The organism is Nocardioides eburneus, assembly GCF_040838215.1.
Taxonomy (GTDB): Bacteria; Actinomycetota; Actinomycetes; order Propionibacteriales; family Nocardioidaceae; genus Nocardioides; species Nocardioides eburneus.
This window is the reverse complement of sequence record NZ_JBFPJR010000016.1, coordinates 35,183-56,615: the sequence shown is the minus strand read 5'-3', so window position 1 is coordinate 56,615 and position 21,433 is coordinate 35,183. Positions and strand designations below refer to the sequence as shown.

Genomic DNA, 21,433 nt, shown 5'->3' with positions numbered 1-21,433 from the left:
ACCACGGACTCGTTAGCCTGACCCGGTGACAGCCACCTCCTCCTCGACGGACACGGTCGTGAGCGAGCGGGCGCTCGATGAAGCGCTCGCGCGTGTGGAGACGGCCCCGCACCCGGTCGACCGCACCGATGCCGAGACACTGCTCCACGCCCGCGGGGAGCAGCTGGACCGGCTGCTCGCGGTCGCCGGCGGCGTCCGCGACGAAGGGCTGGCGCGGGCCGGACGCCCGGGGGTCATCACCTACTCCCGCAAGGTGTTCCTGCCGATCACCCACCTGTGCCAGGACCGCTGCCACTACTGCGTGTTCGTGCAGACCCCCGGCAAGCTGGCGAAGGCCGGGCTCGCGCCGTACCTCTCCCCCGACGACATCCTCGACGTCGCCCGTCAGGGCGCGGCACTGGGCTGCAAGGAGGCGCTCTTCACCCTCGGCGACCGGCCGGAGAACCGGTGGCAGGCCGCACGCGACTGGCTCGACGAGCACGGCTACGCCTCGACGCTCGACTACGTCGGCGCCATGGCCCGGCTCGTGCTCGAGGAGACCGGCCTGCTGCCCCACCTCAACCCGGGCGTCATGTCCTGGGTCGAGCTGCAGCGGCTCAAGCCGGTCGCGCCGTCGATGGGCATGATGCTCGAGACCACCTCCGCGCGGCTGTGGACGGAGCCCGGCGAGGCCCACTTCGGCTCGCCCGACAAGGACCCGGCGCTGCGACTGCAGGTCCTGGAGGACGCCGGCCGCTCGCGGATCCCGTTCACCACCGGCGTGCTCCTCGGCATCGGCGAGACGTACGCCGAACGGGTCGACGCCATGCTCGCGCTCCGCGACGTGCAGGCCCGGCACGGCCACCTGCAGGAGGTGATCGTCCAGAACTTCCGCGCCAAGCCGGCGACGGCGATGCTCGGTGCGCCCGACCTCGAGACGCAGGAGTACGCCGCGGCCGTGGCCGTCACCCGACTGGTCCTCGGCCCGGACCTGCGCGTCCAGGCCCCACCCAACCTCACCGACGCGACCGAGCTCTCCCTGCTGGTCCGTGCCGGCATCGACGACTGGGGCGGCGTCAGCCCGCTGACGCCCGACCACGTCAACCCGGAGCGGCCGTGGCCTCAGATCGACGAGCTCGCCCGCCTCACCGCGCGCGACGGCTACCAGCTGCGCGAGCGGCTCACGACACACCCCCACTACCTGCGCGAGGCACGCGCGGGCGGCGGCTGGGTCGACGACCGGCTCCTCGGCCGTGTCCTTGCCCTCGCGGACGACTACGGACTGGCCCGCGACGACGCCCGGCTTGGGGCCTACCCGGCCTCGCCGGCGACGCCCACCGCGACATCGGGCCGGCCGTTCGCGCGCCTGCTCGCCAAGGCGGAGGCCGACCCGGCCGGCCTGTCGGACGCCGAGTACGTCGCGCTGCTCCACGCCGACGGAGCGGAGCTGGACGCCCTGGCGCGGCTCGCCGACGACGTACGCCGCGACCTCGTGGGCGAGACCGTCACCTATGCGGTGAACCGCAACCTCGACCCGTCGCTGGGCCTGCCGCTCGACCGCGTCGCCGACCTGGTCCGGGAGGCGGTCGACCTCGGTGCCACGGAGATCTGCGCCCAAGGGCCGGTCCCGGTGGAGCAGGGCGCCGAGGGCTACCTCGCGTTCGCCCGCGCCGTGAAGGCGGCCGCCCCCGGCGTCCACCTGCATGCGTTCCGGCCGGCAGAGATCCGCGACGGCGCGGCCCGCGCCGGGCTCCCGCTGTCGGCGTGGCTGCCGCGGCTGAAGGAGGCGGGCGTCGACACCGTGCCCGGCACGGCCGCCCGCATCCTCGACGACGAGATCCGCGCCGCCCTGACCGCCGGCACCGACATCCCGGCCGACGCCTGGGTCGAGGCGATCGGGGCGGCCCACCGCGTCGGCCTGCGCTCGACCGCGACGATGGTCTACGGCCACATCGAGTCGCCGGTCGACCAGGTCCGCCACCTGCGCACCCTGGCGCGGATCCAGGACGAGACCGGCGGCTTCACCGAGCTGATCGTGATGCCGTGGCTGCCCTTCGAGTCACCGGTCAGGGTCCCCGGTGCGCGCCCGGGCCCGTCGCTGCGCGAGTCGCGGGCCGTCCATGCGGTCGCACGGCTCCTCCTCGCCGGCCGCCTCGACCACGTCCAGGCGGCCTGGACGAAGCTCGGCCTGCGCGGCGCCCAGCTGGCGCTGTCCGGAGGCGCCGACGACCTGGGCGGTGTCCTCCTCGACGGTGTCCTCGACCCGGCCGCCGGCCCGGAGGCCGGTCGGCAGCTGACCGTCGCCGACGTCACCCGGCTCGCGGGCGAGTTGGGCCGCCCGGTCCGCCAGCGCACGACCGTCTACGGCCACCCGCAGGGGCCGCGGGATGACTGACCTGACGGCGGGTCCCCTCCGCCACCCGGCCGACGGACGGACCCGGGTGGCGATCGTCGGCGCCGGCCTCGCCGGGCTCGGCCTCGGCATCCGGCTGCGCCGCGCCGGCGCGAGCGACTTCCTCCTGCTCGAGCGCGCCGACGAGGTCGGCGGCGTCTGGCGCGACAACGTCTACCCCGGCGTGGCCTGCGACATCCCGAGCCACCTCTACTCCTATTCGTTCCGCCCCAAGGACGACTGGTCCCGTGTCTTCGCGCCGGGCCCCGAGATCCTCGACTACCTGCGCAAGGCGGCCGCCGAGGAGGGCGTGCTTGCCCACGTGCGCCTCGGCACGGCCCTGGAGTCCGCCACCTGGGACGACGCGGCTCGGTGCTGGCGTCTGGTCACCTCGCGAGGACCGCTCACGGCAGACGTCCTCGTCCTTGCTGCCGGTCGGCTGACGCAGCCCCGGCTGCCCGACGTCCCCGGGCTGGCCGGCTTCAGCGGACGGGCGTTCCACTCCGCCCGCTGGGAGCCGGAGCCGCTCACCGGTCTGCGGGTCGGGGTCGTCGGCACGGGAGCGAGCGCCGTGCAGCTGCTCCCCCACGTCGCCCAGGAGTCCCGGCACACGGTCGTCTTCCAGCGCACGCCGGCGTGGGTCCTGCCCCGTGGCGATCGCGCATACGCCGCCGGAGAGCCGCGCCCCTCGCGGACCGAGCTCGCTGCCGAGGCCGAACGCCTCTTCGAGGCGAGGCTGGCGGGCTCGGACGCCGCCCGGGTGCTGCGCGCTCGCTCCCTCGGACACCTCGCCGACCAGGTCGACGACCCGGCGCTGCGGGAGGCTCTGACGCCGACGTACGACATCGGATGCAAGCGCGCGGTCTTCAGCGACGACTACTTCCCGGCCCTGCAGCGTCCCGACGTCACGCTCGAGGCGTCGGCGCTGGCCCGGGTCGAGGGCTCGCGCGCGACCGCGGCCAGCGGCGCGGCGTACGACCTCGACGTGCTCGTGTTCGCGACCGGCTTCGAGACCGCCCGGCAGCCCTACGCCGAGCTCGTGGTGGGCCGCCGCGGCGAGACCCTCGCCGAGCACTGGCGCGACGGCATGACCAGCCACGCCTCGACGGTGGTGAGCGGATTCCCCAACCTCTTCATCGTCGACGGCCCGAACGCCACGCTGGGCCACCACTCGGCGATCGAGATCATCGAGGCCCAGCTCGACTACATCCTCGGCGCGCTCGACCACCTCGCCCGCGACGCTCGCCCGCTCGAGGTCTCGGCGGCCGCCGAGGCCGCCTACACCGACCTCGTCGACCGGCTCGCGGCACGCACGGTGTGGCTCCGGGGTGGCTGCGAGAGCTGGTACCTCGACCCGCGCTCGGGCCGCATCGTCCTGCTCTGGCCGGAGCGTGCGAGCGAGTTCCGGCGGCTCAACGCCACCTTCGAGCCGGCGGCGTTCGGACGAGCCGCCGACGAGCGCTGAACCGGATCTCGTGCCCCGGAGAGGAACCGGGCGAGGCCGGCAGGTTTCCGGCGCGCACGCTGCGGTAGGAACAAGACGGACCACACGCGGACGGGGTCGGAGGCGGCCCCGAGGAGGCAAGGACATTCGATGACGCCGTTCCCCGTTCCCGGGAACCAACTCGGTCGCTACCTGCTCGGGGAGCAGCGCGGCCACCGTGACCGGGTCGCGGTCTACGACGCGACGGACACCGCGCTCCACCGTCCGGTCGGGCTGACCGTCGTCCTCGTGGGCTCGCCCGTTCCGCCCGACCTGCGCCACCGGCTCAGCCGCGAGGCTGCGACCCTCGCCCGCGGCGGCAGCGGGCTCGGCCTGCAGATCCTCGACGTCACCGAGGCCGGTCCGGCCGTCTGTCTCGTCACGCCGCCGGTCCCAGCCACGACGGTGCAGTCCTGGACGGGCGCGCTCGAGGCCGCGCTCCAGCGCGTCGACGCGCCCACCGAGGCGCCGACGCAGCTCCCCGGGTCGCCGTCGCCGCTGCAGCGCCACAAGCCCCAGCAGGCCCAGCAGCAGCCGGCGGCGTACGAGCCCACCCGGATCTCTCGACCGCCTCAGACACCGCCGGCACCGCCGGTTCCACCCACCGCTCCGCCGCCCGGCCCGACGGCCGCACCGTGGTCGCGGTCGCGACCGGTCCAGGCCCCGCCGCCCGGCGGGCTCTACGCGACCAGCACCCTGCCGGTGGCGTACGCCGAGCCGCCGCGTCGGCGCCGCTGGCCGGTCCTCGTGGCGGTGGCCGCCGTGCTGGTGCTCGTCGGCAGCCTCTCCGCCTGGGGCTTCTTCACCGGGCGGCTCGGGTTCGGGCCGCTGAGCAGCAAGGACAAGGCGGCCGCGGCCGTCATCGCCGAGGCCGTCGACGCCCCCGCCTGGGCCGACGCCTCCGACGTGTCGTGTGCGAGCACCAGGCTGCTCCACCACAGCCGATCCGGCACGCTCGACGACCATGGGCTCATCGAGGCCGACGACGCGGCCGCCCACGGGTGGCGCTACACGGGCGCCTGGCAGTCCGACGACGCGCGCGCGTTCGTCCAAGGCCTGCTCGAGTGCAGCGACGACTGGACCGCCGCGATCGGCCGACAGTGGCATCTCGCCACGACCGACTGCCTGGCCGACATCGGCACCGGCCCGGTGGCGGGCGTGCTCGCGCAGACCGATCTGAAGCCCCGCGACCGCGGCCTGCTCCACGACAACCAGGAGGCCGCCGAGAAGCTCGACGACTGCTACGCCGCCGATCCGGCCGCGCCGACCGGCCGGGTCCGCCCGAGCTACCGCGCCGTGGACTTCGTGCTCACGAAGCCGACGGCCCAGAACGGCGTCGCCGAGCTCAGCGTCGGGGTGAAGGCCACCGCACACGGCTCCGACACCACGACCTACACCGCGGGGACGTCGATGGGCGGCGAGCGCGCCTGCGTCGACGCCAAGACCGTCGTGACCTACGGCTGGGGCACCACCCGGAGCAGCGGCAAGCAGCTCTGCGGCACGTCGAAGCCCCCGCGGATCTGGTGGAAGCGTCAGCCCACCTGCGACGCCGCGCCCGGATGCCTCAGCTATGCGCTGCACGTCGAGGGGTTCGCCTCCTTCGCGCAGCTCAAGGTCGTCAACACCACGACCGGCGGCTTCAGCTGCGGGGCGCACTGCCGCAAGACGCTCACCACGAGCTCCGACGGCCGCGGCGTGGGCAACGGGTTCTACTTCGACTTCACCCCGCACGGCACCATCACGGCAAGGATCGGGAAGCACTCCGCCACCATGCGGTTCCGGTGAGCATCGACGGCCGGGCGGCGCCGGCGGCCCTGCCGGTCACCTGAACCGGCATCGGCGACGCGCCCAGCGCTCTTCTCGGCGTGTCGCCCGGAATGTCGCGGCGCCGAGCCCGCCCGACCAGCACCTCTGCCAGTCCGGGTGACCGCTTCCCGAGCGGCACGGCCACAGGCCGCCTTAGGCTGACCCCGTGTCCGGCCCGTGCTGCGTCCCCGCCCCCGAGCCCGAGCCGTTGGGCCTCGGCACCATCCGGCGGATCGGTGCGCCGCCGGCAACCCGTCCGCCGGCCCTCCCGCGCAAGCGACGACGTGGTCTCGTCGACCTGCCGGGCGGGACGTTCGCGAGGGGCGACAGCACCGGTGAGGGCTATCCGGCCGACGGCGAGGGACCGGTCCACGACGTCACGCTGCCGCCCTTCCGGATCGACGCGACGACCGTGACGAACGAGGAGTTCGCCCGATTCGTCAAGGCGACCGGCCACGTCACGACGGCGGAGCGGGAGGGGTTCTCCGCGGTCTTCCACCTCACCTTCACCGGCGATCCTCGCGACGTGCTCGGCCGCTCCCCCGACACCCCGTGGTGGCTGGGCGTCCGGGGCGCCACCTGGCGGTCCCCGGAGGGCCCGGGAAGCAGCATCCGGCAGCGCAGCCACCATCCCGTCGTCCACGTCTCGTACGACGACGCCCTGGCCTACTGCGCCTGGGCGGGCACCCGCCTGCCGACCGAGGCCGAGTGGGAGTACGCCGCCCGCGGCGGCCTCGACGGCGCGCGGTTCCCGTGGGGCGACGAGCTCGTGCCGGGCGGCGTCCACCGCTGCAACGTGTGGCAGGGCGACTTCCCCGAGGTCAACACCCTCGACGACGGGTTCTTGACCACCGCGCCGGCGAAGCACTACGCGCCGAACGGCTTCGGGATCTACCAGAGCGTCGGCAACGTCTGGGAGTGGTGCGCCGACTGGTTCTCCCCGACCTGCTACGCCGATTGCGCCGCCGCGGCGTCGTCGGCCGGGCGCGCGGTCGCGGACCCGCGCGGACCCGACGAGGGCCTCACCCGCGTCATGCGGGGCGGGTCCTTCCTCTGCCACGAGTCCTACTGCCACCGCTACCGGGTCTCGGCGCGGTCGAGCTCACCGCCGGACTCGACCGCCGCCAACCTCGGCTTCCGCTGCGTGGCGGACGTCGCCCCGACCGCGCCTCACGCCGGATAGAACGCCTTCGGGCAGCTCGAGCCGCGGCAGTTCTTGTCGGCCCGGCTGAGCTCGCGGAGCTGCTCGAGCACCGTGCCATAGCGCGCGTCGTGGACCAGCGAATGCAGCTCGTAGGGATCGGTGGCACGGTCGTAGAGCTCCTCGCCGTGCCGCAGCTGCACGTAGGTCCAAGGCCCGACCCGAACCCCGAAGTAGAGCCGTCGCGTGCCGTTCTGGACCCGCCAGCCCTCGATAGGCACGACGCGCAGCTGGGTCGGCGTCCTCAACCACGGCAGGATGTTCACGCCGTCCTGCGGCCGCAGCGGCGTGGCCCCGGCTGCGGCGAGGATCGTGGTCGCGATGTCGGGGTTCGTCAGCGTCGTGCCGACCGTGGTGCCGTGCGGGATCCGCGGGCCGCGCATCAGGACCGGGATCCGCATGATCGAGTCGTAGTGGATCAGCTTGCCGTTGATGTTGTGCTCGCCGGTCGCGTAGCCGTTGTCGGAGGCGAAGATGACGATCGTCCGGGCGAGCTGGTGGGTCCATCGCAGCACCCGGATCTGGCTGGCGACCGCGCGGTCGACGGCCTGGACGGCCTCGATCCGCTGGTCGTAGACCGAGCGCAGGGCCTCCTTCTGCTGCGCGGTCCAGTGGTGGGCGCGTGAGGGCGAGTCGGCGGGCACGCCGGTCGGCACGTCGAACATGTCGGGTCGCTTCGGCAGCGGGACGTCGTCGTACCGGTGATCGTCCTCGGGCGCGGGAACCGTCGTCTGCAGCGTGCCGGCCCAGCCCGTGAAGTGGTTCGCCGGGTCCTCCTCCTGGATCGGGCCACCGTGGTGGGGCGCGACGTAGTTGACCCACATGAACCACGGTCGCTGGGTCCGGCTCGGCTCCTCGAGCATCGTGTCGGCCTGGTCGCGCATGAGGTACGTCGTATAGCGGTGGTACTGCGTCACCACGCCGTTGTGGTTGATCTGGGGATTCCAGAAGCCGTAGGTGGACGGGTCGACGGTGGCGCGCCAGTCGGTCCACCCGGGAGGGACGACGTGCTCGGTCCCGTCCTCGCCGTACCCGTTGAGGTACTTGCCGGTGAAGAGCGTGTCGTAGCCCGCCCGCTGCAGTGCGACCGGCAGCGTGCGGCGCTCGTCGAAGGCCTGGTAGCCGCCATACGGGCCGCTGATCGTCCGGGCGCCATGGTTGTGGGCGTACTGCCCGGTCAGCAGCGACGCGCGCGCGGGGACGCAGATCGGGGTCGGCGCGACCGCATCGGTGAACGTGACGCCCTGCCGGGCGAGCAGCTGCCGCACATGGGGCATGTAGTCGAGGTCCGAGACGGCGAGGTCGTCAGAGGTGATCATCAAGATGTTGGGGCGCCGTTCGCCACCCGCGCCGTACGGCGTCCAGCTCGGCGTCGGCGTCTGCGTCGCAGGCAGCACCCGCAGCGCGCTGGCGGTCTGCCCGGTCGTCCCCGCATCCGCCGCGGCCGGCGCCGACCCCGGGCCGACCCCGCCGTGCCCGCCGCCGGCGAACCCGGCCACGGCCAGGGCGCTACAGGCGAGCGCACCGACGGCGAGCGCCGCCAGCCTGCTACGTCGGGACATCGAGGCTCCGTCCTGGTCCGTCGGGGATCGTCACACTTTCGACGTCGTACGCCCTTGTTTGGTTGCAACATAAGTCTATTGACTTAATGTTCTATTGCCACTCCAGCCACGCGGGTAACGTGACGGCCAGGCACATTCTGCGGTCGAAAGGAGTGCGCGCGTGGACGAACAGCGAGAGTCGTACGGCGACTACAGCGTCGACGACGAGGACCAGCCGGGCGCCGAGGACACTCTGCGGGACGAGAACGACCCCGAGGACCAGCTCGACCCGGGCTACAGCCCTCCGGAGCGCTACTCGGCGGGCCAGGGCTACGGCAACACGCCGTGGGAGGAGGAGCACCGCGAGTCCATCGACCAGCGGCTGCGCCAGGAGGTCCCGGAGGAGGATCCCTATGCCTCGCCCTCGGCCTACGACGAGGTCGACGACGGCGAGGTCGGCGACCGCCGGGCCGGACGCCTCGTCGACCCCGACCAGGGCTTCGGGGAGGACACCGAGAGCGACCTCGTCGGCAACGACGTGGGGATCGACGGCGGTGCCGCCTCGGCCGAGGAGGCCGCGGTCCACATCGTCCCGGACGACTGGGAGGAGTGAGCGCTGCGCCGGGTCGCCGTCGCGACGCTGTGCATGACGACGACCCGGACGCGGGTACCTCCTCGGCTCACCTACCAAGGAGGGAACACATGGCGTTCGTCTTGTGGGTCATCGCCGTGATCCTGGTCGTGGCCGGGATCGTGAGCCTCTTCCGGGGCCAGATCCTGTGGGGCATCGCACTCATCGTGCTCGGATGCCTCGTCGGTCCCGGCGGGGTCAGCATCTTCACCTGACGGCCGGCCCGAGATCGAACAGGCCGAAGGCGCCGCCCATGCGGGCGGCGCCTTCGTGCGTCCGGCGTGGCCGGGCGTCCGGGTGCGACCCGGCGTCCGGGTGCGACCGGACGCGGCCTCGGCCGTGGCAGCCGAGCGGCTCAGCCGTCGAGCGCCGTGCGCGCGACCCGCAGGTCCGCCACGAGCCCGTCGTACGCCGCCTGCCGGTCGTCGCGGGCTCGCAGGACCGCCGAGGGGTGGACGGTGGCGAGGACCCAGGGCGGCCCGGGCGCCTCGACGAGCTCGGGCCAGTCCTGGAGACGACCACGGGCCTCGCCGACCCGGAAGCCGGTGCCGTAGAGCGCCTTGCCGGCGGTGGCGCCGAGCAGCACGACGCCCGCCGGCCGCACGAGGCTCAGCTCGGCGGCCAGCCAGGGCGCACAGGCGGTGACGTGCGCCCGGCCGGGCGAGTCGTGGATGCGGCGCTTGCCGACGGTGTGGAAGCGGAAGTGCTTGACCACGTTGGTGGTGTAGGTCTGCTCCGGGTCGACCCCGGCGTCGGCGAGGGCACGGTCGAGGACGCCGCCGGCGGGCCCTACGAAGGGCTCGCCCTCACGGTCCTCCCGGTCGCCGGGCTGCTCGCCGAGGAGCATCAGCCGGGCCGGCGTACGCCCCTCGCCCATGACGCCCTGCGTGGCGTCGCGGTAGAGCTCGCACCCGCGGCAGTCCTGCACCGCCGTCCGCAGCCGGGCGAGCGTCGGCCGGTCCGGAACCCAGGCCGACGCCCCGGGCGCCGCGGTCACGGCTTCAGCGGGTCGTGCCCGACGTTCATCAGGCGGCGGCGCCACCGGTCGTCGCCGGCGGTCGGCTCCCACTCGCCCACGTCGCCGCCGCGCAGGTCGGTCACCTTGTTCACCACCCGTCGCATCGCCTCGACGTCGTCCGGCGTGAGGTCGGCGCGGCGCTTGCCGAGGATGTCGGCGACCCGGTGGCCGAGCTCCGGGCCGGCGTGGTCGGGCTCGGTCTCGGTCTCCTCGCCGGCGCCCTGCACGGACAGCCAGTCCCGCAGCTCGCGCGAGGTCATGTTCACGGCCCGGTGGAAGTTCTCCCAGAGCAGGTCGTCGACGATCGTCTCGGCCATGTGTGCCTCCTTCGATCTGGCGTGGGTACGCCCTGCTGGTACCCGATCCGGGCCAGCACGACGACCCGCCGAGAGGTCACCGATTCCTCGCGAGAGGTCACCGAGACCCGGCGAGAGGTCGCTCAGTCCGGGACTGAGCGACCTCTCGCCGGGAACGAGTGACGTCTCGTCACTCCCACTCGATGGTGCCCGGGGGCTTCGAGGTGATGTCGACGGTGACGCGGTTGATGTCGCGGACCTCATTGGTGATCCGGGTCGAGATCCGCTCGAGCAGGTCGTACGGCAGCCGCGCCCAGTCGGCCGTCATCGCGTCCTCGGAGGTGACCGGTCGCAGGACGACCGGGTGGCCGTAGGTGCGCCCGTCACCCTGCACGCCGACGGAGCGTACGTCGGCGAGGAGCACCACGGGGAACTGCCAGATGTCGCGGTCGAGCCCGGCGTTGGTGAGCTCCTCGCGCGCGATCGCGTCCGCCTCGCGCAGGAGGTCGAGCCGCTCGCGGGTGACCTCGCCGATGATGCGGATGCCCAGCCCCGGCCCGGGGAAGGGGTGGCGCCAGACGATCTCGTCGGGCAGGCCGAGCTGCTCGCCGACCAGCCGGACCTCGTCCTTGAAGAGGGTGCGGAGCGGCTCGACGAGCTCGAACTCCAGGTCCTCGGGGAGACCGCCCACGTTGTGGTGGGACTTGATGTTGGAAGTGCCGGCGCCACCGCCCGACTCGACCACGTCCGGGTAGAGCGTGCCCTGCACGAGGAAGGCCACCTTCGTGCCCTCGGGGGCACTCTTGATGATGTCGGCCTCGGCCGCCTCGAAGGTCCGGATGAACTCCCGACCGATGATCTTGCGCTTCTCCTCCGGGTCGGTGACCCCGGCGAGCGCGTCGAGGAACTGCTTCTCCGCGTCGACCACGACCAGGTTGGTGCCGGTCGCGGCCACGAAGTCCCGCTCGATCTGCTCGGTCTCGTTCTTGCGCATCAGCCCGTGGTCGACGTAGACGCACGTCAGTCGGTCCCCGATGGCCTTCTGCACGATCGCGGCCGCGACGGCCGAGTCGACGCCGCCGGAGAGGCCGCAGATGGCCCGGCCATCCTCGCCGATCTGCTCGCGGATGCGCTCGATCTGCTCCTCGGCGATGTTGCCGATCGTCCAGGTCTGCCGGCAGCCGGCGATGTCCCAGAGGAAGTGCTCGAGCACCCGCTGGCCGTGCTCGGAGTGGAGGACCTCGGGGTGCCACTGCACACCCGCCAGGCCCTTCGCGACGTCCTCGAACGCGGCGACCGGGGTGACCGGCGTCGAGGCCAGCACGGAGAAGCCCTCGGGAGCCGCGGTGACCGAGTCCCCGTGGGACATCCAGACGTTGTGGACCGGCGGGATGTCGGCGAGAAGCGTGCCCTCGTCGGTGACGGTCACCGGCGTACGGCCGTATTCGCGCGCGCCCGTGGCGTCGACCGTGCCGCCGAGGCCCTGGGCCATCAGCTGGAAGCCGTAGCACATCCCGAAGACCGGCGTCCCGGCCGTGAAGAGGCCGGTGTCGATCGACGGGGCGTCGTCGGCGTACACGCTCGACGGGCCGCCCGAGAGGATGATCGCCTTCGGGTCCTTCGCCAGCATCTCCGCGACCGGCATCGTGTGGGGCACGATCTCGGAGTAGACCCGCGCCTCCCGGACGCGGCGGGCGATCAGCTGCGCATACTGCGCGCCGAAGTCGACCACCAGGACGAGGTCGTGTTCTCGAGCAGGAGCCTCCGTCATGGACGGATCCTATCGAGGCGTACGACGCAGGCCGAATCCCGCAGGGAGCGGCTGCCGAGCCGGCGCTCGTGCGCAGGCGTCCACGTGCACGAGCGCCGACTCGATCCGCTGACAGCAGCCGGGTCGGCGTCCATGGACGCCGACCCGGCCACGTGCGGCGGTCGTTCCCGCCGCCAAATGCACCAGGGCCCGGCCGGGGAGGGAGGGTGGCCGGGCCCTGATCGTCCACGCATCTGTTGGACAGCGCCTGGACTGGAGAGACCCGAGGAGTTAAGGGAGGGAGCAATCCCGGGTCCGATCACTCCAACGAGGCTCCCGGACGCCGGTTACGGCGGGCCACCGGATTTCCGAGAAAAATTCTAACTGGAGCAAGCGTCCCAGCTAGCGCCCTCCCCCACGCCTCGGGCCGCGCCCTCAGCTCGCGCCGACGATCGGCAGCCGCAGCGACGCCGGAGCGGTCGGCGGGACGGCCGGCGACCGCGGGGCGACCGGGTCGACGCGGGCGTAGTCGGCGCCGAGCGGCGGACGCGGGTCGGCCTCACCCTTGTTGGGCCAGAACGCCATCGCCCGCTCGGCCTGGGCGGTGATCGTCAGCGACGGGTTGACACCCAGGTTGGCCGAGATCGTCGAGCCGTCGACGACGTGGAGCCCCGGGTAGCGGTAGAGCCGCTGGTAGGGGTCGACGACACCGGTCTCCGGCGAGTCCCCGATCGCGCACCCGCCGATGAAGTGGGCGGTCATCGGGATGTTGAAGGGCTCCCCGATCGTGCCGCCGGGGAACCCCTCCTTGCCGTTGCTCGACATCGCCTTCGCCATCAGGCGCGCGCCCTCGTTGGCCGCCGGGATCCACGTCGGGTTGGGCGCGCCGTGGCCCTGCTTCGACGACAGTCGCCAGCCCAACGGCGTCTTCTTCGGGAAGACGGTGATGGAGTTGTCGAGCGCCTGCATGACGAGCAGGACGATCATCCGCTCGGACCAGTGTTTGACGTCGTACAGCTCGGTGAGGTGCTTGCGCTGCCTCCACATCTCCTGGGCCCACCGCTTCACCCGGCCCGGCCCGCCGTCGGTGAGGACGGTCTGCAGCATCGACATCGCGTTGCTGCCGTGGCCGTAGCGCACCGGCTCGAAGTGGGTCGTGGCGTCGGGGTGGACCGAGGACGTGATCGCGACGCCTTCGCTGTAGTCCACCGCAAGGTCGGGCGCGATCGCGCCGAGGATCGCCTCGGAGTTGGTGCGGGTCAGCTGGCCGAGCCGGTCGGAGATCTCCGGGAGGTCGCCCGTCGCCTTGAGCCGGTGGAGCAGCTTCTGGGTGCCGAGGGCCGCCGCCGAGAAGACCACCTGGTCGGCGGTGAAGGTCTTGACGGCCGCACGCCGCGACAGCTTCGCCTTGGTCCAGCGCGCCTCGACGACGTAGCCACCGCCCTCACGGGGGTAGACCCGCGTCACGGTGGTGAGCGGGTGGACGACCGCGCCCTTCTTCTCCGCGAGGTAGAGGTAGTTCTTGACCAGCGTGTTCTTCGCGTTGTGGCGGCAGCCGACCATGCACTCGCCGCATTGGGTGCAGGTGTTGCGGGCGGGGCCCTCGCCTCCGAAGAACGGGTCGTCCACGGCGGCGCCGGGCGCGACGCCCTCCTGGCCGAAGAAGACGCCGACCGGCGCCTGGTGGTAGGTCTCCCCCACGCCCATCTCCTCGGCGACCTGCTGCATCACCTTGTCGGCAGGCGTGACGAACGGGTTCACCACGACGCCGAGCATCCGTTTGGCCTGGTCGTAGTACGGCGCCAGCTCGCTCTTCCAGTCGGTGATGTGAGACCACGACGGATCCGCGTAGAACGGGTCGAGCGGCTCGTAGAGGGTGTTGGCATAGACCAGCGACCCACCGCCGACCCCCGCGCCGGCCAGGATCAGGGCGTCCTTCACCATGTCGATCCGCTGGATGCCGTAGCAGCCCATCGCCGGGGCGAAGAGGAACCGCTTGAGATCCCACGAGGTGTCCGCGAAGTCGCTGTCGGCCAGACGCGCGCCCGCCTCGAGCACACCGACCTTGTAGCCCTTCTCGGTCAGCCGCAGCGCCGTGACCGAGCCGCCGAAGCCGGAGCCGACGACGAGGACGTCGTAGTGCGGGCCGGCGTGGGTCGCGGTGCTCTTCCGACGACGGCCCGCCGTCATGCGGCCACCTCCGTCAAGAAAGCGAAAGAATACGGACGCGGCCGCATGAGATATCCGATGATCGCTCGCTTGCACTCGCTCATGCCCGCCCCAGCTTCTTGAGGACGCGCAGGCTCGCGGTCATCACCTTGGCGTAGGCCTCCTCGGAGAGACCGAGCATCGGCGAGAAGCGCAACACCCGCTGCGTCGCGACCGACTGGGTCTCGGTGTAGCGCAGGATGCCCTCGGAGCCCTGGCGGCGACCCATGCCCGACTGACGCATGCCGCCCATCGGCGCGTCGATGCTGGCGAAGGACGCCGCGAAGGCCTCGTTGACGTTGACGGTGCCGCACTTGACGCGGCTCGCAAGGCGGCGGGCCCGCTCGGCGTCCCGACTGTAGATGGAGGCGTTGAGGCCGTACTCCCCGTCGTTGGCCCGCTCGACCGCCTCGTCCTCGCTGTGGAAGCGGTAGATCGCGACGACCGGCCCGAAGGTCTCGTTGCCGAACACCGTCATCTCCGGGGTGACGCCCTCGAGGATGGTCGGCTCGAAGAAGTACGGCGCCAGGTCGGGGCGGGCCTTGCCGCCGGCGAGGACCCGGGCGCCCTTGGCGACCGCGTCCTCGACGTGCGCCGTCGCGGTGTCGACCTGGTCCTGGCTGATGAGCGGGCCCATGTCGTTGTCCCATCCGAGCGTCGCCCCCAGGGTCATCGCTTGGGTGCGGGCGACGAACCGCTCGACGAAGCGGTCATAGATCGCGTCGGCGACGAAGAGCCGCTCGACAGAGACGCAGAGCTGTCCGGCGTTGGAGAAGACCGCGCGGGTGGCGCCCTCGGCGGCCCGCTCGACGTCGGCGTCGGCGAGGACGAGCATCGGGTTCTTGCCCCCGAGCTCGAGCGAGCAGCCGATCAGCCGCTCCGCACACTGCTTGCCGATGATCTTGCCGGTCTGCGTGGATCCGGTGAAGCAGATGTAGTCGGCCCGCTCGATGATGTTGGTCCCGATCTTGGAGCCGGGACCGGCGACGACCTGCCATAGGTCCTTCGGCAGCCCGGCCTCCTCCAGGAGCTGCGCACCGAGCAGCGCGCTCAGCATGGTCTGCGCGTCCGGCTTGGCGACGACCGCGTTGCCGGCGGCGAGCGCGGCCAGGCCGTCACAGAGCGCCATGGTGAACGGATAGTTCCACGGCGAGATGATGCCGACCACGCCCTTGGGCACGTGGTTGAGGTCGACCCGGGTCAGCGCCGGGATGACGCCCGCGCGGCGCTCGGTGCCGAGGATCTCGCGACTCCTGCGGCCGTAGTAGCGCGCCGTCAGGGCGATGTGGAGGGGCTCGTCGAAGGCATGCTTGCGTGCCTTGCCCGACTCGAGCACGATCAGGTCGAGGATCTCCTGCTGGCGATCGAGCACGAGGTCGTGCAGTCGCAGCAGGAACGCCTCGCGCTCCGCGACCGGCGTCGCCGCCCACTTCTCCTGAGCCCTGCGAGCGCGCGCGAACGCCTCGTCGACGTCCGCCTCGGTCGACTGCGGGATGTGGGCCAGTGGCGCCCCGTTGAGCGGCGAGCGCGCCTCCTTGCTCTCCCCGGAGGTGGCCAGGATGCGGGCCGTCAGACGGGCGACGTAGTCGGGCTCGAGGGCGTACGACGCCGTGACGTCGTGCTCCGGGTCGCGCGGGCCCTCCACCAGGGGGCCGCCGGACGGAGTCGGGTTCGATGCGCTCATGTACCGAGAGTATGTGACAGGCGTCTCGGTTACCAGTGAGTCACCTGGAGTGGGACGGGTCGACATTCCAGGCGTGGATGTCAACCCGCGAACCACCGGTAGGGACGAGGCTCAGCGGGCAACGCGAGCTCGAGCCCCTCGAGTCCCAGCGCGCCCAGCGCTGCCACCGACGCGCGCTCGTCCGAGAGGACGCGGAAGAGGTGACCCACCAGCCTCCACGCCGACCTGAGCCAGTCGTGCACGGCCGCCGCGACCGGGGCGCTCAGCTCCGCATCCCGGTCCTCGCGGATCCAGAAGGTCACCATCGCAGTCCGGCCGGCGGCGTACGCCGTCAGGGTCGGCGCGGCCGCCCCGACCCGCACGAGGTAGTCGCGCAGCGGGTTGAGATAGACGCAGCCCAGCGACCGCTTCCCCGCCGGGTCGAGCAGCAGGTAGGTGAAGGCGCGCCCGGCCCGGTGGTCCGCCGCGTGCTGCTCGAGGAGAGCAAGGTCGTTCTCACGGGTGAACCCCTCGACCGGCCAGCGACCGGCGCTGTGGGTGGCGATCACGCGAGGGCTGGCGAGGTAGGCCTCGAGGTCCAGGTCGACGAGCTCGGGCGTCAGCGGCATCACCGTGAAGAGCTCGTGCTCGAGGCGGTCGGGGTCGGGAGGCACAGCGAGCACGCGCGAGGTCTCGGTCACCGGCCGAGCGTAGTGTCGGCGACCGGCCGGTGGCCTCCGGAAGTCCGCAAGCCACGGGAATGGCACCCAAGCCAGACACGCGTCGACGTCAATCAACCCAGACGCGCTGGAAGCCGACGATGAGCGCAGCACTCCGAAGAGGCAGAGTCACACCAGGTCGGTGACGGAGACCCGGGCCTCGTCGGCCTCCTGGTCGGTGAGCATCAACTGGGACCGGCGCTCGGCCTCGACCCGGCGGCGGTAGTGGTCGACCTCCTCGGTGACCCGGTCGGCCGACCAGCCGAGCTCGGCGGCCATGAGCCGGGCGACGCCGGGGGCGGCGGAGACACCGCGGTCGAAGGTCTCGATGGAGATCCGCGTCCGGCGGGCGAGGACGTCGTCGAGATGGCGAGCGCCCTCGTGGGTGACCGCGTAGACCACCTCCGCGGCGAGATAGTCGTCGGCGCCCTCGAGCGGGAGGGCGAGCGTCCGGCGCGCATGGACCAGGTCGAGCAGCTCGTCGACGAGGCCGCCGTAACGACCGAGGAGGTGGTCGATGCGGGCGACGTGGAGGCCCGAGCGGCGCGCCAGCAGCACCCGCTGGTTGGCGCGCGTCTCGAAGCCGTCCGCACCGAGCAGCCGGACCTTCTCCGTGATCGAGCGGCGCAGCTGGAGGTTGGTGGTGGTCCGCAGCGAGTGACCGGCCGCGTCGACAGCGTCCCTCGCCATCACTCGGTAGGTCGTCAGCTTGCCGCCCGCGATCATCACCAGGCCCGGGACCGGCGTGACCACGGTGTGCTCACGCGAGATCTTCGAGGTCGGCTCGGACTCCCCCGACAGGAGCGGTCGCAGGCCGGCGTACACGCCCTCGACGTCCTCGTGGTCGAGCGGCTCACGCAGGATGGCGTTGACGTGGTCGAGGACGTATTCGATGTCGGTGCGCGACGCCGCCGGGTGGGCGAGGTCGTAGGACCACGGCGTGTCCGTGGTCCCGATGATCCAGTGTCGGCCCCAGGGGATGACGAAGAGCACCGACTTCTCGGTGCGGACGATGAAGCCGGACTCCGAGCGGATCCGGTCGCGCGGGACGACGAGGTGGATGCCCTTGCTCGCCTGCACGTGGAGCGCGCCACGGCCCCCGACCATCTCCTGGATCTCGTCGGTCCACACGCCGGCCGCGTTGACGACGACGCGGGCGCGGATCTCGAGGTCCTGCCCGTGCTCCAGGTCCCGAGCGCGTACGCCGACCACCCGCTCGCCCTCGCGCAGGAACCCCGTCACGCGGACCCGGGTCGCAACCTGGGCGCCGTGGCTCGCGGCGGTCCGGGCGATCGTGAGGACGAGGCGGGCGTCGTCGACCTGGGCGTCGTGATAGTGGATCGCGCCGGTGATCGTGTCGGTCCGGAAGTCGGGAGCGATCCGCGCCACCCGGCGCCGGGTGAGGTGACGGTGACGCGGCAGACCGGAGCCGCCGAGTCCCGACAGCGGTCCGAACGACGCCATCGCGTCATAGAGGAGCAGCCCGCTGCCGACGTACCCCCGCTCCCAGACGGGGTGGGTCAACGGATAGAGGAACGGCACCGGACGCACCAGGTGCGGCGCGAGCCGGGTGAGGAGCAGGCCACGCTCCTGCAGGGCCTCCCGGACGAGGGCGAAGTCCATCATCTCGAGGTAGCGCAGCCCGCCGTGAATGAGCTTGGAAGAGCGCGAGGACGTGCCGGAGGCGAGGTCGCGCTGCTCCAGCAGCCCGGTCGCGAGACCCCGCGTGACCGCGTCGAGCGCGACCCCGGCGCCCGTCACCCCGCCGCCGACCACGAGCACGTCGAGCTCGGCCTCCCCCGCGGCTCCCGTCATGGCCGCGATCGCATGGTCACGGGTCGTCGGGCTCAGCACCCCGGCGTGGGTCATGCCCTCATCCTGCCAAAGGGGTCCACGCCACCGCGGACGTCAGACCCGCCTGTCGGGCGCCGAGCCGACATAGAGCTCGAGCCGGCCACACTTCCCGCAGGCGTAGGCGAGCACGGGGCGCTGCTCGCGCGTCAGGCTCGCCGACCGTCCCAGCGGCGAGACCTGCATCGGCCCCGCGACCCAACGGACGGCACCGCGGTCGACGGCCACGTCGTCGATGAAACCCGGGCGGAACTCCTGGGGGCCACACGTCGGACATGTCATCACCGGATTCGTCATGACGGGACTCTCGCCGCCGCACCCGTGGTTCAAACCTCATCCGCCAGGACACCGGTCAGCCGTGCGGCCGCCACGAGGGCAGCGCGGCGTACGTCGCTCATCGGCTCCTCCACGACGGCGTGCTGGCCGTCGGCGTCGGAGGCGTGGATCATCGGCCGGCTGCCGTCGGGGCCGAGCGGGCCGGTCGCAATCGCGACATGGGTGACCCGGCCGTCGCTGGCGGCGAAGAAGTAGAGGTCGCCCGCGCGCACGTCGGCGAGGTCGACCGGCGCGAGCGCGCGGGCCTGGTCCCGCGCGTCACGCGGGATGGTGCGTCCGAGCGCGCGGGCGCTGACGTGGGTCAGGCCGGAGCAGTCGATGCCGGCGGCCGTCGTCCCTCCCCACAGATAGGGCGTGCCGAGATAGCGCCGCGCCTCGTCGACGAGCGAGGCGACGCCGAGGGTGCGCCCGAGCGCACGCTGGGTGTCACCTCGGGTGAGAGCGGCGGTGCGGACCCAGCCGGGATAGCCCCGCTCGTCGCGCGCCGACGGCTGGGCGGGCGCCACGATCCGGCTCCACTCCCCTACCTGCGCGAGGCGCTCGACCGACTCAGCGGGGAGCAGCTGGGTGACCAGCTCGGCGGCGTCGTCGGGCTCGGCACGCACGTCGCTGACCGCGCTGACCGTGAATGTCATCGCGCCACCAGTCCGGTGATCGCGAGGCCCGGCTCGTCCGGGAGCGCGATCCGCGCGCCGTCGTACACCACTCCGCCGACGTACGGCGAGGAGCGTGCCCACCAGCCGGCGTCGAGGTCGTGGGCGCCCGGAAGTCCCAGCGCGGCGACGAGCGCGGCGCCCGCGCCGACGCCGAGATGGGACTCCATCATGCAGCCGACCATGCGGCCCAGCCCGTGGCGCCCAGCGACCTCGAGCATCTCCAGCGCCGGCGTCAGGCCGCCACACTTGGCCAGCTTGACGTTGACACAGTCGGCGGCGCCCGTGCGGATGACCTCGACGAGGTCGTCGAGGTCGAACACCGACTCGTCGGCCATCACCGGCGTCGCGACGTGGCGGCGGACGTGGGCGAGGCCGGCGAGATCGCGCCGGGCGACCGGCTGCTCGACCAGCTCGAGACCGGCACCGGCATCCTCGAGCTCGCCGATCACGCGCACGGCCTCGCGCGCGTCCCAGCCCTGGTTGGCGTCGAGGCGGAGCACGACGTCGGGCCCGACCGCGGCGCGCACGGCGAGCACACGGTCCACGTCGGTGCCGGCGTCGGTCCCGACCTTGACCTTGAGCGTCGTGAAGCCTTCCCGGGCCCGGGCGACCGCCGCCTCGGCCAGGTCGGCGGGCTCACCGGCGGAGAGCGTCACGTCGGTGCGGACCGGGCCGGTGGTGGCGGTCGCCCCGACGAGGCTCGCGAGATGCTCGGCGAGCGTCCGACCCGTACGCCGCGCGGCGAGGTCGTGGAGCGCGATGTCGGCCGCCATCTTGGCGGCATGGTTGGCGACCACCGCGCGCTGCACCCGCGGAGCGGTCTCCCGCGGGTCGACGGGCGCGCCCACCAGCACCTCGCGCAGCGGCCCCTCGAGACAGGCACGGGAGCCGGCCAGGGAGTCCCCGGTGACCCGCCAGACCTGCGGTGCCTCGCCCCAGCCGGTGACGCCGTCCTCGTCGCTCAGCTCGACGACGAGCGTCTCCACGGCGTCCGTGCGCCGCTGCGCGGTGATGAACGGCGCCCGCAGCGGGACCCGGACAACGCGCGTGCGGAGGCCGGTGATCACGCCGGCAGGGTGTCCCACAGGAAGCGCGCCAGCTCGCTGATCCGCCACTCCGACTCCTCGTCGTCGAGCCCGGTCGTCAAGATGGCGATGACGACCGGGTCGCGGCCCTCCGGGCGGGCGATCGCGACGTCGTGGCGGACCCCGTCGATCCAGGCCGTCTTGTTGCCGACCGACACGTCACCCGGCAGCCCCGCCGGGATCGCGTCGCGGTAGACCTGGTCGCGCAGGATCTCCTCCAGCGCCGCGCTCGACGCCGGCGAGGCCAGCCGCCCACCGGCGAGGCCGGCGAGCAGGCGGCCCATGTCGTGGGCGGTCACGAGGTTGGTGCGTCCCGCGTCGCGCGCCGGAGCGTCCCCGATCCACCGGGTCACCTCCGTCATGGGCGAGCAGTGGGCATCGGCGAGGACCGCCGCGACCTCGGCGAGCCCGACCCGCTCGAGGACGAGGTTGGCGGCCAGGTTGCCCGACCGGGTCAGCGACCGTCGTACGAGATCATGGAGCGGGAGCGAGCCGCCGATCGCCTCCCACGTCTCCGGGTCCTGGTCGTCCGCGGCGCTCATCGTGAAGCGCGCGCCGTCGACGACGGACGCGAACTCGTCGTGCACGGCGACCTGCTCGTCGAGGTCGAGCTCGCCACGGTCGAGGAGGCGGTAGGCCGCCATCGCGACCGGGAGCTTCACCAGGCTCGCGGCGTCGTGCTGCTGGTTGACGTTCTGTGCGTGCATGGGTGGGCCGTCGAGCCCGCTCACCCAGGTCGAGACCAGCGCGTCACCCATCCCCACGGTCATGCCCTCGAGCGTAGTGGCCACGGCGAGACCCCACAGGCGCCGGCCCGT

General features: G+C 72.5%; 18 protein-coding genes. 6 read left to right on the top strand and 12 right to left on the bottom strand.

The annotated features are described in order from the left end of the window. Positions 1 to 25 precede the first annotated feature (25 nt). The 4 genes from cofG (at position 26) to AB3X52_RS10895 (ending at position 6,843) form a co-directional block, all read left to right on the top strand. Complete coding sequence (gene cofG / locus AB3X52_RS10910) at positions 26 to 2,374, top strand: 7,8-didemethyl-8-hydroxy-5-deazariboflavin synthase CofG (protein ID WP_367994097.1); 2,349 nt, start codon at positions 26 to 28, stop codon at positions 2,372 to 2,374. Continuing rightward, the gene (locus AB3X52_RS10905) at positions 2,367 to 3,836 is read left to right on the top strand and encodes a flavin-containing monooxygenase (RefSeq protein WP_367994096.1); all 1,470 of its coding nucleotides are present in this window, start codon (positions 2,367 to 2,369) and stop codon (positions 3,834 to 3,836) included. The genes cofG and AB3X52_RS10905 overlap by 8 nt, the downstream gene beginning before the upstream one ends. Positions 3,837 to 3,965: 129 nt before the next feature. Then, entirely contained in the window at positions 3,966 to 5,639 is a 1,674-nt protein-coding gene (locus AB3X52_RS10900) for a hypothetical protein (protein ID WP_367994095.1), read from the top strand. A 187-nt stretch (positions 5,640 to 5,826) separates the two neighbouring features. Further along, positions 5,827 to 6,843 carry a formylglycine-generating enzyme family protein gene (locus AB3X52_RS10895; RefSeq protein ID WP_367994094.1) on the top strand — a complete coding sequence of 339 codons (1,017 nt, stop codon included), beginning with the start codon at positions 5,827 to 5,829 and terminating at the stop codon, positions 6,841 to 6,843. Here AB3X52_RS10895 and AB3X52_RS10890 read toward each other — a convergent pair. Continuing rightward, entirely contained in the window at positions 6,831 to 8,423 is a 1,593-nt protein-coding gene (locus tag AB3X52_RS10890; RefSeq protein ID WP_367994093.1) for a sulfatase family protein, read from the bottom strand. The genes AB3X52_RS10895 and AB3X52_RS10890 overlap by 13 nt on opposite strands. Positions 8,424 to 8,583: 160 nt before the next feature. Between AB3X52_RS10890 and AB3X52_RS10885 the strand changes: the two genes are divergently transcribed. Continuing rightward, positions 8,584 to 9,015 carry a DUF5709 domain-containing protein gene (locus tag AB3X52_RS10885; protein WP_367994092.1) on the top strand — a complete coding sequence of 144 codons (432 nt, stop codon included), beginning with the start codon at positions 8,584 to 8,586 and terminating at the stop codon, positions 9,013 to 9,015. An 89-nt stretch (positions 9,016 to 9,104) separates the two neighbouring features. Continuing rightward, positions 9,105 to 9,248, top strand: coding sequence for a GPGG-motif small membrane protein (locus tag AB3X52_RS10880; protein WP_367994091.1), 144 nt, complete (start codon positions 9,105 to 9,107; stop codon positions 9,246 to 9,248). 140 nt (positions 9,249 to 9,388) lie between these two features. On the opposite strand, the gene AB3X52_RS10875 is transcribed toward AB3X52_RS10880, so the two are convergent. From AB3X52_RS10875 to AB3X52_RS10825, 11 genes are all read right to left on the bottom strand, one after another. Next, complete coding sequence (locus tag AB3X52_RS10875; protein ID WP_367994090.1) at positions 9,389 to 10,030, bottom strand: UdgX family uracil-DNA binding protein; 642 nt, start codon at positions 10,028 to 10,030, stop codon at positions 9,389 to 9,391. Further along, the gene (locus AB3X52_RS10870) at positions 10,027 to 10,368 is read right to left on the bottom strand and encodes a DUF3140 domain-containing protein (RefSeq protein ID WP_367994089.1); all 342 of its coding nucleotides are present in this window, start codon (positions 10,366 to 10,368) and stop codon (positions 10,027 to 10,029) included. Before AB3X52_RS10870 ends, AB3X52_RS10875 begins: the two co-directional genes overlap by 4 nt. Positions 10,369 to 10,537: 169 nt before the next feature. Continuing rightward, positions 10,538 to 12,118 (bottom strand): glutamine-hydrolyzing GMP synthase, encoded by a 1,581-nt coding sequence (guaA, locus tag AB3X52_RS10865; RefSeq protein ID WP_367994088.1) that lies wholly within the window; start codon positions 12,116 to 12,118, stop codon positions 10,538 to 10,540. 414 nt (positions 12,119 to 12,532) lie between these two features. Further along, positions 12,533 to 14,287, bottom strand: a complete 1,755-nt coding sequence (locus tag AB3X52_RS10860; RefSeq protein ID WP_367994087.1) for a GMC oxidoreductase — start codon at positions 14,285 to 14,287, stop codon at positions 12,533 to 12,535. A gap of 79 nt (positions 14,288 to 14,366) precedes the next feature. Then, positions 14,367 to 15,989: a succinic semialdehyde dehydrogenase gene (locus AB3X52_RS10855; protein WP_367994086.1), complete on the bottom strand. Its 1,623-nt coding sequence runs from the start codon at positions 15,987 to 15,989 to the stop codon at positions 14,367 to 14,369. A gap of 80 nt (positions 15,990 to 16,069) precedes the next feature. Beyond that, positions 16,070 to 16,669 (bottom strand): hypothetical protein, encoded by a 600-nt coding sequence (locus AB3X52_RS10850; protein WP_367994085.1) that lies wholly within the window; start codon positions 16,667 to 16,669, stop codon positions 16,070 to 16,072. Positions 16,670 to 16,816: 147 nt separating this feature from the next. Next, positions 16,817 to 18,556, bottom strand: a complete 1,740-nt coding sequence (locus tag AB3X52_RS10845; protein ID WP_367994084.1) for a glycerol-3-phosphate dehydrogenase/oxidase — start codon at positions 18,554 to 18,556, stop codon at positions 16,817 to 16,819. A 39-nt stretch (positions 18,557 to 18,595) separates the two neighbouring features. After that, positions 18,596 to 18,820, bottom strand: coding sequence for a hypothetical protein (locus AB3X52_RS10840; RefSeq protein ID WP_367994083.1), 225 nt, complete (start codon positions 18,818 to 18,820; stop codon positions 18,596 to 18,598). A 44-nt stretch (positions 18,821 to 18,864) separates the two neighbouring features. Continuing rightward, on the bottom strand, positions 18,865 to 19,509 hold the full coding sequence (locus tag AB3X52_RS10835; RefSeq protein WP_367994082.1) for a C40 family peptidase: 645 nt from the start codon (positions 19,507 to 19,509) through the stop codon (positions 18,865 to 18,867). Beyond that, positions 19,506 to 20,597, bottom strand: coding sequence for a dipeptide epimerase (locus AB3X52_RS10830; protein ID WP_367994081.1), 1,092 nt, complete (start codon positions 20,595 to 20,597; stop codon positions 19,506 to 19,508). Before AB3X52_RS10830 ends, AB3X52_RS10835 begins: the two co-directional genes overlap by 4 nt. Beyond that, entirely contained in the window at positions 20,594 to 21,406 is an 813-nt protein-coding gene (locus tag AB3X52_RS10825; RefSeq protein WP_367994080.1) for a serine hydrolase, read from the bottom strand. Before AB3X52_RS10825 ends, AB3X52_RS10830 begins: the two co-directional genes overlap by 4 nt. Between the last annotated feature and the right edge of the window lie 27 nt (positions 21,407 to 21,433).

Coding starts and splice junctions, on each gene's coding strand:
- AB3X52_RS10905 (WP_367994096.1), top strand. CDS start 2,367: ATGACTGACCTGACGGCGGGTCCCCTCCGCCACCCGGCCGACGGACGG.
- AB3X52_RS10900 (WP_367994095.1), top strand. CDS start 3,966: ATGACGCCGTTCCCCGTTCCCGGGAACCAACTCGGTCGCTACCTGCTC.
- AB3X52_RS10890 (WP_367994093.1), bottom strand. CDS start 8,423: ATGTCCCGACGTAGCAGGCTGGCGGCGCTCGCCGTCGGTGCGCTCGCC.
- AB3X52_RS10880 (WP_367994091.1), top strand. CDS start 9,105: ATGGCGTTCGTCTTGTGGGTCATCGCCGTGATCCTGGTCGTGGCCGGG.
- AB3X52_RS10870 (WP_367994089.1), bottom strand. CDS start 10,368: ATGGCCGAGACGATCGTCGACGACCTGCTCTGGGAGAACTTCCACCGG.
- guaA (WP_367994088.1), bottom strand. CDS start 12,118: ATGACGGAGGCTCCTGCTCGAGAACACGACCTCGTCCTGGTGGTCGAC.
- AB3X52_RS10860 (WP_367994087.1), bottom strand. CDS start 14,287: ATGACGGCGGGCCGTCGTCGGAAGAGCACCGCGACCCACGCCGGCCCG.
- AB3X52_RS10855 (WP_367994086.1), bottom strand. CDS start 15,989: ATGAGCGCATCGAACCCGACTCCGTCCGGCGGCCCCCTGGTGGAGGGC.
- AB3X52_RS10845 (WP_367994084.1), bottom strand. CDS start 18,556: ATGACCCACGCCGGGGTGCTGAGCCCGACGACCCGTGACCATGCGATC.
- AB3X52_RS10840 (WP_367994083.1), bottom strand. CDS start 18,820: ATGACATGTCCGACGTGTGGCCCCCAGGAGTTCCGCCCGGGTTTCATC.
- AB3X52_RS10835 (WP_367994082.1), bottom strand. CDS start 19,509: ATGACATTCACGGTCAGCGCGGTCAGCGACGTGCGTGCCGAGCCCGAC.